This is a genomic window from Staphylococcus sp. HMSC034G07 (assembly GCF_001835975.1).
Classification (GTDB): domain Bacteria; phylum Bacillota; class Bacilli; order Staphylococcales; family Staphylococcaceae; genus Staphylococcus; species Staphylococcus ureilyticus.
Map to the genome: position 1 here is coordinate 44,637 of NZ_KV826608.1, position 11,341 is coordinate 55,977.

Below are 11,341 nucleotides of genomic sequence, written 5' to 3' on the forward strand. Positions count from 1 at the left end.
ACTTCCAAATGTAAAAATTCATGTTATATTAGTATTATATTAATAGGATATGGTGATACTATGACTCAAACAGCTTACGAGGTTATCGGACAAGACGCCTTATTTAAAATGATTGACCATTTTTATGATATGGTTAAACGTGATGATAGAATCAATCATTTGTTTCCTGGAGATTTTGAAGAAACAAGCAGAAAACAAAAACAATTCTTAACACAATTTTTAGGCGGACCTCAACTGTATACAGAAGAACATGGTCATCCTATGTTAAAAAAAAGACACTTGGAATTTGTAATAACAACATACGAACGTGACGCATGGCTTGAAAATATGTATAAAGCTATTCAACAAGCAGATTTTTCTGCAGGCGTCGGGGATTATTTATATGAACGATTACGTTTAACAGCGAATCACATGGTTAATTCCGAAAATTAATTGTAGGTGAAAAAACATGGCTGAAGAATTAAAATTGATAAATGCTAATAGTCGTGAAGATGCAAATCTTTCACCTTTGAGTAAGATTGAAATTTATTCCTTTTTCGATCCATTCAGTAAAGAGTGCTTTAAATTGTCTGCGATACTTTCAAAATTACGACTTGAGTATAAACAATATATAAGTATTAGACATATTTTAAACCCTTCTTTACGTGTATTAACAAAATGCCAAGCACAAAGTACATCAAATTTAGATAATATTGCACTTGCCTATAAGGCCGCCGAACTCCAAGGTCGATTACGGGCGGAGCGTTTTATCCATCTTGTTCAAAATGAGATAATACCAAAACGAGATATTATCACTGAAGAGATGGTCAATAATTGTATAAGTAATGCTGGCCTTGATTATGAAGTCTTTAAAGAAGACTTACATAAAAGTGCTTTAAGGGAAAGCTTACAAGTTGACTTGCATATCGCTCGAGAAATGGAAATTGAAGAAGCACCCTCTCTTGTATTCTTTAATGAAGATATTCATGAAGAAGGTTTAAAAGTCGAAGGCTTGTACCCTTATCACATATATACGTACATCATAAACGAACTGATTGGTTCACCGATTGAAAAAGAACTCCCACCAAGTTTGGAAACTTACATCTATCAACAACAATTAGTAACCAAAGAAGAATTACTGACTATTTATGAATGGCCTGAAAAATTATTGAATAAAGAGCTGAAAAAATTAGCATTACAGCAAAAAATAGAAAAACTTAGCTCACCAGAAGGTAAATTTTGGAAGTCAAAAGTTTGAAATATTAATTTTGTTCATATCATATCAATATACTGCACCATAAAACGTAGTATATTTTATGGTTAAAAACTTGTGACATACAACATGCTTACTTTCCGAATCAAAAGCTAAAAGCATAAGTCAAAATAAAATGACTTTAAAAGATTTTATATAGGTTAATGATTTATCTAGAAAATGTTTCATAAACTTATAAAAGTTAAATAAACATTTTGAATATACGCTAATATCATAGTAGATAGAATTACAAAATTTCATAAAAGTAAAGAAATGCCAACTTCTATATGAGTATTAAAGAAGTTGGCATTTTTATTTATCATTCCTAGTTATGATCACTCAATCACTTTTTTGTATAATATATACTTGCAATTACTTGCTCTATACTAAACAGGACTGTTATAAAAATCATCCCTGTTTTTTTGATACAAAAAAAGCGCAAAAATCTCTATAATTTAAATATCTGACCAAATAATTTAAGGAAAGATTATGCGCCTATGAACAATTTTATATCCAAAACATTTGGAATTGAAGACTCTAATGTTATTTTCGACAATAAACTGGGAGAAATTGAATATAAAGAAAAAAGATGTAAGTACTATTATGCAAAAGTTACATATACAACTGATTTTTTTGTAAACTGTGGTGTAATAAATACAAACTATACTATTGTAAAAATGGTTTTAAAAGTTCTAGGATAACAATCCCGAAAATATCTGAAATGAATGCATTTTTATTACTTAAAAAGCAAAGATTCTATCGTAAGCATTGTTGTTCTTACTTTACAGCTCAAACTAACATCGTTGATGTTGGTTGCTATATCTCTAATAATTCACGTTTAACAATTATAGATAAGGCAACCTCTATACGTTCTCAGAAATCAATAGCGAAGTCTTGTGGTGTATCTAACTCAACAGTTTCACGTCTTATTAATCATACTGCACAAGCTATCAAACACTTGCCGTTTAACTTATTGCCGAAACATATATTAATGGATGAATTTAAAAGTGTTAAATAAGTAGACAGTGCTATGAGTTTTATTTTTTGTGATGCGACATCGTATAAAATAATTGATATTGTAAGAGATAGAAAGTTATACTCACTAAAAAATTATTTTTCCGTTTCCGTCTAAAAGAAAGGAATAAAGTATTAACGGTTACGAGTGATATGTATGAACAATATATGACTCTTATTAAAGAAGTTTTTCCAAATGCTCAAATCATTATTGATAGATTTCAAATTGTTCAAGCGCTCAATCGTGCGCTTAATATATCTAGAGTTAGTCTTATGAATATGTTTAAAAATAATAATAGACCTTTATATAATAAATACAAACGCTATTGGAAATTACTTCTAACCCCATTTGAAGATCTTAATGCGACTTCTTATCGTAAATTAAAGTTATTCAAATCCTGGCAAACATCCAAAGGCGTTGTTGAGTATTTACAAGGTTTCGATGAAAATTTCCAATATAGCTATGAAGTAGTTAATAAATTAAGATATAGTTTAAAAGATAATAATTCAATAGATTTTATGACTACCCTAAATGAAATAAATGTCAATAAAGTATGTTTCAAATTGAGAATCGTCTTGAAAACTTAAAAAAAAACCAATCATTCATTAATAACACACTAAAATACCTTAATATAACTAATGATCCGATAAAAGGTATCAATAATAAAGTCAAACTTATTAAACGAATATCATTTGGATATAGAAATTATGATAATTTGCGTAACCGTCATCTTACTACTTCTCGGCTTTATACTTCTTCAACCAAAAAAAGAGATTAAGCAAGCTAAGGTTGCCTAATCTCAAAATGGTATCAGTTTGCTTTGACAAAGAATCTTTTTTTATATAAAAACCTACAATTTGAATTATACAAAACTTGATTTCAATTTTTAAGTTCTATATCTTTATATACATATTAATTCATTGTTGGATAGTCATTATATATTTATCTTTCCTCAACACCAAGAAAATTATAAAATATTAAAAACAATATACTATTTTATTGGAAATATTTAAAATTTGTTAATAAATTATTTAATATCATTAGTTGTTCTGGAACTGTATTTTGTGAAACCTCAGGATGTGTGGTGATTTTATTATCCCTTACATTAATTAATTTAAAATATTTATCCTTAAGTCTTATTATTTCATTGTAATACATTCTAGAATTTTCACTACAAATAACAATTTTTTTATACTGATTTAACTTTTCTGAATTCTCATTTATAACTGGAACAAGATCATCTTTTCTTAATCCTTTTAATAATCTGCGATCATTTGCATACATTTCTCCCCCAATATTAACTATTGGATCAACTGCAAGCGTTTTAATATCCATAAAAGAACCATGTAATAAGGCCCCAGCACCACCTCTAGATACACCATAAAACACAACATTTTTTTTACTAATAGTTAGATTTTTTATTACATTTTTCAAGGTTTCTTGAATCCGTTTTTCATAATCAGGAAAATTTATCGTATTAACATAATGTGAGCCGTGAGACACATTTAAATCCATAATCCTCATTATATATACATTTTTAACTAAATTTCTTTCTATCCCTTCAAAAAATGAAGGTAACATTCTATGTGGTAATTTCGCACTATCATAAAAATTACTTCCAGGCATTTTTGAGAATATAACTAATAACTTTTTTTCTACTTTTTCATTAATTTTTCGACCAAAAGGTTCTTGAAGAGTATAAAAAATTTCATTATCACTTATATATTTATTTTCATCTAGTACTTCATATGACAAGATTCTTTTGATAAATCTGGAAATGCCATCTTTGTGAAAATATAATACATAATCGTTTAGTAACAGTTGTTTATACTTTTCTTTTAAAATCGGATTTTTTCTAGCTAATTCTAATAGGTTATTCTCTTCGCCTGTTTTTATAAAAATACGATCATCAGTGTATGAAGTAATATCTTGCTCTAAATGATATACATAATATTTATCATATATACTCATAAATTAAATTCCCTTGCTATTTTCTAAATTTTGTAAAATAAATTCATTAATTTTTTTATTTGATTTAGAAATAGAATTATTTCTATAACATTTAGGTATTTCAAGTTTGGAAAATATATCATTTTTTATTTTATTCGCAAGTTCATTATCATTTTTGGCAGAAACTAATTTTAAATCTTTGTATATTTTATTGTAAAAACCACGGGAAAGATTAAATTTATTTAAATCTTTAGTGATAAGATAAAAAGGCTTTGCAATATGGATAGCATCAAAGAAAATAGATGAATAATCTGTAACTACTATATCACTTATAAGTAACAATTCCTGTGAATCCATAATATTACTAACTGTTAAAATTTGATGTGATCCAGTATTCCAAGAAGGTTGTGAATCCATAGAATGCGCCTTATTAATTAAAACGTAATCTTCTCCTAATGTCTGTAAAAGCGCACTTAAATTAACCATATAATTTTTATCTTTTTGACTCTCATGCTTTTTATAATTATAATCTCTCCAGGTAGGAGCATATAAAATAACTTTTTTATTTAATGGAATATTATTCATTGTCTTAATATCATTTATAAGGGTATTATTATTACTATTATTTATAAGCCACTCATTTCTTGGATAACCATAATTCAGGATTTTATTATAATTAAAATCAAATGAAGTATTAAAAATAGATTTTGCTAACTCAGAGTCAGATAACAAATAGTCCCAACGCGCAATGTCTTTTTTCATTCTAATTCTATGATTTGGATTTAGTCGTAGCATATGACTTTCATTACTATCAAACAACATTTTTTTGAATGGAGTACCATGCCATAATTGCAGCCACACCTGACCTTCTTTCTTTTTAAAGGCTAAAGGAATCCATGATTCAGCAATTATCACTTTCGAAGTGTAAAAAGCATTAAAAAATTCTTTACTTCTTGGTTCAATTCTATAATCTTCAGGAATTCTTTTATCACTTGTTACAAATTTAAGCTTTGTAGGATTATATTTATCCTTTAAATAATTAAATAAATATTTTGAGTTACCCTGATATTTGTAATCAAAACCAAGCATCAATATTGTGTCCCCATTTATTTTTTTGCTATATAATCTATTTTGTTCTTTTTGGCTTTTATTGTGTCGCATTTTATGAACTTTTTTTCTTAATGTGTAGATAATAGGCTCAAAATAATAATTGTTTTCCAATTTTCTTTTTATTTTCTTTTTTCGTTCAATTTTTCTATTTAATCTATGGGAATAAAAATTTATATTAGACTCTTTGTGTAATTTAAATACTTTTTTAGCTTTTTTCACCTCATAATTTTTTATTAAATTATTATTAAATAAATGATGGTACAAAGGGATTATGCCATTAGGAATATGAATATTCGGATTATATTCATTAATTATTTTCATTGTATTATAAATAAAATCATCTTTTATTTTCTTCGAATTTGGCAATCGCTTTTCTGAATAAAGTAACGCTCTATAGATAAAATATTTATTTACTTGGTAGACACTATTTACATTTCTCGCTCCATTTTGTAAAATTTCAGAGCTTTTTTCAATAGCAGTTAAAAATGAATCACGATGTTTCAAACTATCATAGTCGGTTTTTGTTGTGCTTTCTTCGTGTACCCTAACTTTATATAAAATATTAGGAATGACTGGCGCACGTAGGGCTCTTAATGCACATTTAATATAAAATTCAAAATCTTCGTAAATATATCCCTCACCAAAACGTATATTGTGATCTATCAAAAACTGTCTTCTATATAATTTGTTAACTGTAAAATAAGTATTACAAGCGAGTAGTAATTCACAAGTTTCTCTATATAAAGCTAGTTTTTGACTATATTTTTCCTTATTAACATATATTGTCTCATTAGTTTCAGGATAAAAATAAGCCCATTCAAAAATAACAATATCATTTTCAGAATTACCTTTAAATCTTGTATAGGCAATTTCAATAGCATTTTCTACTAAAAAATCATCGGAATCTAAAAATATTATTGTTTCTCCTTGAGCTCTTTCTATACCAAAGTTACGTCTGGCACCCTGTCCTAAATTTAAACCATCATCAAACAATGTATAGTGAATATTATCCCTATAACTATTGATCATAAATTTTTCAATTTCTTCAATAGAGTTATCATCTGAACCATCGTTAATTACTAATACCTCAATTTCTTTTTGAAAACTTTGGTTTTCAATTGAATGTAAGGTATCTTTTATGTGTTTTTCGGCATTATAAACAGGTATTATAATGCTTACATTAAATTTATCTCCCACTTTTAATTTTCCTTTCAATATATAAATTAATATTTTTCAAAATTCTTTTAAAGATAGATGAACTAATTACTTCTATCTTAATTTGATTTCTTCTATCCTTAATAATAAATGTATTTTCATGAAATAATTCCCAAAAATGTAATTTCACTTCAAATATATTTCTGCTAAAATCATTAGATAAATAATGCAGAATATCCTTTTCATATTTACGTAAAAAAACAGCAGTTCTTTTATTTTTTTATTTTGGATATATACATCAGAATTATTATTTACATTATAGGACTCTTCTGAAAAAGAAAAAGTTAATATTTTTTTACACAAATTAAATTTGTGAATATAAATAGTTATATTATTGAATTCATCTTTTACATTTGCATTCTTAAGTTGATATAAAAAATACTTATACCTTTTATCAACTTTTAATGTATCAATAATATTCTTGTCGACGTAAGAAATCATTTCTTTTGACAATCTTAAAAAGTTTGGATTATTTCTAATATATTTAATATTAATGTATTTATAGTTATGAGTTTGCAAAAATTGCAAATAGTGAATAGTTACAATATATTGTACATAGTCGATTACTTTCCCAAAAATTTTTATTGATTCATGAATAAGAAACATAAGATTCTTTTCAATGTGATCATTATACCTTGCCTCATTATCCCATGAAGATTTTGCTAGCGAATTATCGTCATCCCTATTGTAATAGTATAATCCATTTTTTATTAATCCATATTCTTGTACATAGAGTAAAATGTTATTGATTAACTTTGCATCTTCCCAAAAATTTATATTTTCGTCAAAAGGATTATTAATATTGCATATCAAATTAGTTTTGAAAATAGCACCACCTATGTGAAAATGAACATAACTATAATCTTCTAAAATATTAACAATTATTTTTTCTGAGTTAAATCTATAATTTAAAAAGTGATCCCTTTCACTTTGATTTTCTTTCACTATTATAGGGGTTACTGCTACTTGGATATTTTTGTTTTCTTTAAAAAATTGGATACTTTCACTAAAAAAATTATTACTTATCCAATCTGAATCATCTATAAAAGTAATGAATTGTGAATTTTTTGATATATATTTCAATGCTTTATTTCTAGCAGAACTTACGCCATGATTATTTTGATATATTAATTTTATCTCATCATACTTTTTTAATAACCCAAAAGTATTATCGCTACTGCCATCATCTACAACAATTATTTCCCTTTTTATATTTTTCGCTGCTTCAAGTACACTGTTTAAAGTATTTTCGATATGCTTTTCACTATTATGAGCAGTAATTATAATAGAAAACACTTTATTCACTCCCCAACATCACTAAAAGCCAAAATAATAGCTTTATTGCATATTATAATATATTGTAAAAATTTAATCTATACAAATAATAATATTTATGAGTAAATTCAAAAAACAAATAAAAACAACATGGGTTTTTTTGGTATTATATATTACAATCATTAAATATACTTTCACTATGAAAACAATTCTTATAACGTTACTATACATAATCGAAAAGTATTAATTAATTAATTGAAAGTATTTCAATTGTATATTTCATATATTAGAAATCAAAAATATCTGAATAGTTATTCAATTTCTTATACATATAAAAGTCTTTAAATTTGAACATAAAAAAAACGCCGTGTCTGATTACACGGCGCTAAACAAAGGGGATGGGAGAAATTTTTCACTTCAAACAAAGGGGTATGTTTGTTATGTGATTAATTTCATGTATATAATATAACATGGTGTTATATACCTTTCAACCTTTAAAATTAAATAAATCTCCTTTGTCACAAACTTGTCATATTGTAAACGAATACATTCATGCTAAGCTTTCATTAACTTTTCAAAAGCGTCTAATTTTTGTTCGAACACTTGGCAAGCTTGTTCAATTGGTTCTGGAGTTGTCATATCTACACCTGCATTTTTTAAGATTTCAATAGGATAATTTGAACTACCTTTTTTCAAGAATTCATTGATATATCGCTCAACAGCGGGTTTACCTTCTGTTAAAATTTGATGACTTAAACTTTGAGCTGCACTGTATCCGGTTGCATATTGATACACATAATAATTCATATAAAAGTGTGGTATTCTAGACCATTCTTTACTAATATTTTCATCTGTTTCAACAGAATCTCCAAAATATTTTCTGTTGAGCGCTGCGTATTCTTCATTCATACGGTTAGCTGTTAATGGTTCTCCTGCTTCTTCTATTTGATGGATTTTATGTTCAAACTCTGCGAACATTGTTTGTCTAAATAGTGTTGCACGGAAACGTTCAAGTTCTTGGTTTAATAGTAATAATCTGCGCTTGTCATCTAAATGTTTATCCATATAATCACTTAATAGTGCTTCATTACAAGTCGATGCAACTTCTGCAACGAAAATAGTGTAATCACTTAAATTAGATGGTTGATTTTGACGACTAAAGTAGCTATGTGCTGAATGGCCAAATTCATGTACTAAAGTATACAAATCAGAAACAGTATTTGACCAATTTAGTAAAATAAACGGATTTGTTAAGTGTGCACCTGATGAATAACCTCCAGAACGTTTACCTTTATTTTCAAAGACATCTACCCATCGATGATTCAATCCTTCTTCTACAACTTTCATATATTCTTCACCCATAGGTTGTAATGCTTTCAACATCCAATCTTTAGCCTCTTCGTACGGCATTTCAAATTTAATATCTTTAACAAGTGGTGTGTAAACATCATACATTTTCATGTCATCTAAGCCCAATAGTTCTTTGCGCAATTTAGTATAGCGATGAAGTAAAGGTAAGTATTTATGAACTGTTTTAACTAAATTATCATATACAGCTTCTGGAATGTGATTATTACTTAACGCTGCTTCTCTTGCTGTTTTATAGTTATGTGTTCTAGCGTTAAAAACATTTTTCTTAACTTCTCCAGCGAGCGTCGCACTTAGTGTATTATTATAAGCACCGTATGCTTTATATAAATTTTCATAAGCAGATTGACGTAATACGCGATCATCTGATTCCAGACATTTAATGAATGTTCCTTGTGTTAATGAATGTCGTTGGCCTTCACTATCTATCGCATCTTCAAATTCTAAATCCGCATTACTAAACATGCCATACACATTGTCAGGTGTAGACAATGCATCTTGTGCTTCAGTTAGTAATCTTTCTTTATCTGCACTCAATACATGCGGTCTTTTTTCATTAATTAATTTTAAATCAAATTTGTAACGTTCCAAATCATCATTTTCATCAATAAATTTTTGTATCGTTGCTTCATCTATTTGTAGAATTTCTGGCACTAAGAAACTCCATGCTGAGCTGAATTTTATAATTAATTGATGTGCTCTAGATTCATAACCTGTGTATTTATCATTCGCTGTATCTTGATCTTGTTTTAAATGTGCATATACATATACTTTTTCCAACTTAGAACCTAATTCATCTTCTAGTGCTAATGCATTATATAGTGTAGATGAGCTATCAGCTAAGTGACCGACATATTGTTGTTCTTTGCCGATATTATTTTCTACTTCTTTAAATGCATCTTCAAAAGCATTATCAGATTCAAAAATGGTAGATAAATCCCAAGTATATTCTGGATATTTACGTTCTTGCTCTTCTCTTGTTAATTGTTGTGTCATAATATCTAGTAAACCTCCTATAAAGTCTATTAGTATAATTTTCTCATGTCATGATTATTTTTGCACGCTATAACACCCATGATTATGATAGAATTGTTTGAACTTTTGAACAACGCTATGGCTTATTTGCGTTTTATCTATTTCAACATTATAAAAATGATTTAATTCTATCAGTTGTTTAAATCGTGTTATGTTAAAAGTGTGTGTACGCCACAAATATATAAGTTGTAATTGCCAATACACAGGATGTGACTTAATATAAATTTGTTCTGGGTAAATTATACCTATATATTTATTTACCCATGCATCCGTTAATTTTAAATTATACATCACACTTAAACTTGGTTCTAAAACTGAGTGTGTTTTACGGCAGTTTCTCAAATAAGTGCTTATAGCAATTTTGGATAATTTTAAGGGCTGTGTTGGCGCATGATAAACACGCTCTATTTGAATTTGATTAATTAATTGTGCAAATGTCATACAATGCCTTTTGGCAATAAATTGTTGCCCTCCTAAAAAATTAATCACTTTATAACCAAAAAGAATTTTATGTGTTGTATCCCACGATAATAATAATCTATTATGAATGTTAATAAAATTTCTTTCGTATTTTGATAAATACAAAACACTATTACTTTTATTATATTTAACTTTTTTTGTTATCCAATACACTTTATACCCAGCATTTTGTAAAGTTTTACTGCGTTTTGAAATACATGCTGTCGTTACTTTTGAAAATTGTATTTCTAATACAATTTCATCATCAATGATTAAATCAGGATATTGGTAACTTTGTGGTACATAAGGTTCGATGTTAACTTTGTGATTTAAGCCTTTTAACTCACGAGCAATATGGTATTTTAAATTAAAATGTTCTTGTGATTCATTTTTATGACAGTATGAACGATTATTACGGATATGCGCAAAATGAGGTGTATTGTATGTTCCTTTTTTTAATATCACTTTGCATTTACAAAATGGGCAACGATAATGCTTATTTTTTATCGCATCTTTTGCCCAAACGGCCTGATTTCGATTATTGTTCGCGTATAACATTTCTTCACCTCATTTAATTACACGTGAGAAGCCAACAAATTACTATACTCTATTTAGAAATCACCTTGTTATTACATAAAGAATCTGAGACATAAATCCTAGAAAAATAGCACGCAGATGATTTA

At 27.4% G+C, this 11,341-nt stretch carries 7 protein-coding genes and 1 pseudogene; 3 read left to right on the plus strand and 5 right to left on the minus strand.

All coding sequences use genetic code 11. From position 1 onward, the window contains the following. Nucleotides 1-60: 60 nt before the first annotated feature. The 3 genes and pseudogenes from HMPREF2586_RS06320 to HMPREF2586_RS12625 all read left to right on the plus strand — a co-directional run bounded on the left by HMPREF2586_RS06320 (nucleotide 61) and on the right by HMPREF2586_RS12625 (nucleotide 3,043). Nucleotides 61-432, plus strand: coding sequence for a globin domain-containing protein (locus HMPREF2586_RS06320; RefSeq protein WP_064209424.1), 372 nt, complete (start codon nucleotides 61-63; stop codon nucleotides 430-432). A gap of 16 nt (nucleotides 433-448) precedes the next feature. Continuing rightward, on the plus strand, nucleotides 449-1,237 hold the full coding sequence (gene yjbH, locus HMPREF2586_RS06325; protein WP_046208060.1) for a protease adaptor protein YjbH: 789 nt from the start codon (nucleotides 449-451) through the stop codon (nucleotides 1,235-1,237). Between the two features lie 491 nt (nucleotides 1,238-1,728). Further along, a pseudogene (locus tag HMPREF2586_RS12625) lies at nucleotides 1,729-3,043 on the plus strand (ISL3 family transposase). A gap of 199 nt (nucleotides 3,044-3,242) precedes the next feature. Here the strand turns inward: HMPREF2586_RS12625 and HMPREF2586_RS06340 are convergent. The 5 genes from HMPREF2586_RS06340 to HMPREF2586_RS06360 form a co-directional block, all read right to left on the minus strand. Continuing rightward, nucleotides 3,243-4,217, minus strand: a complete 975-nt coding sequence (locus tag HMPREF2586_RS06340; RefSeq protein ID WP_070657748.1) for an accessory Sec system protein Asp2 — start codon at nucleotides 4,215-4,217, stop codon at nucleotides 3,243-3,245. 3 nt (nucleotides 4,218-4,220) lie between these two features. Further along, a complete protein-coding gene (locus HMPREF2586_RS06345; RefSeq protein WP_083319562.1) occupies nucleotides 4,221-6,521 on the minus strand; it encodes a bifunctional glycosyltransferase/CDP-glycerol:glycerophosphate glycerophosphotransferase in 2,301 nt (766 codons plus the stop codon). Between the two features lie 126 nt (nucleotides 6,522-6,647). Beyond that, nucleotides 6,648-7,817: a glycosyltransferase family 2 protein gene (locus tag HMPREF2586_RS06350; protein ID WP_070812692.1), complete on the minus strand. Its 1,170-nt coding sequence runs from the start codon at nucleotides 7,815-7,817 to the stop codon at nucleotides 6,648-6,650. Nucleotides 7,818-8,351: 534 nt separating this feature from the next. Then, a complete protein-coding gene (pepF, locus tag HMPREF2586_RS06355; RefSeq protein ID WP_064209426.1) occupies nucleotides 8,352-10,160 on the minus strand; it encodes an oligoendopeptidase F in 1,809 nt (602 codons plus the stop codon). Between the two features lie 54 nt (nucleotides 10,161-10,214). Beyond that, the gene (locus HMPREF2586_RS06360; protein WP_070657762.1) at nucleotides 10,215-11,216 is read right to left on the minus strand and encodes a competence protein CoiA; all 1,002 of its coding nucleotides are present in this window, start codon (nucleotides 11,214-11,216) and stop codon (nucleotides 10,215-10,217) included. Between the last annotated feature and the right edge of the window lie 125 nt (nucleotides 11,217-11,341).

Bases quoted from the DNA above. Each gene is read 5' to 3' on its own strand.
- HMPREF2586_RS06320 (WP_064209424.1), top strand. From the start codon at position 61: ATGACTCAAACAGCTTACGAGGTTATCGGACAAGACGCCTTATTTAAA.
- yjbH (WP_046208060.1), top strand. From the start codon at position 449: ATGGCTGAAGAATTAAAATTGATAAATGCTAATAGTCGTGAAGATGCA.
- HMPREF2586_RS06340 (WP_070657748.1), bottom strand. From the start codon at position 4,217: ATGAGTATATATGATAAATATTATGTATATCATTTAGAGCAAGATATT.
- pepF (WP_064209426.1), bottom strand. From the start codon at position 10,160: ATGACACAACAATTAACAAGAGAAGAGCAAGAACGTAAATATCCAGAA.
- HMPREF2586_RS06360 (WP_070657762.1), bottom strand. From the start codon at position 11,216: ATGTTATACGCGAACAATAATCGAAATCAGGCCGTTTGGGCAAAAGAT.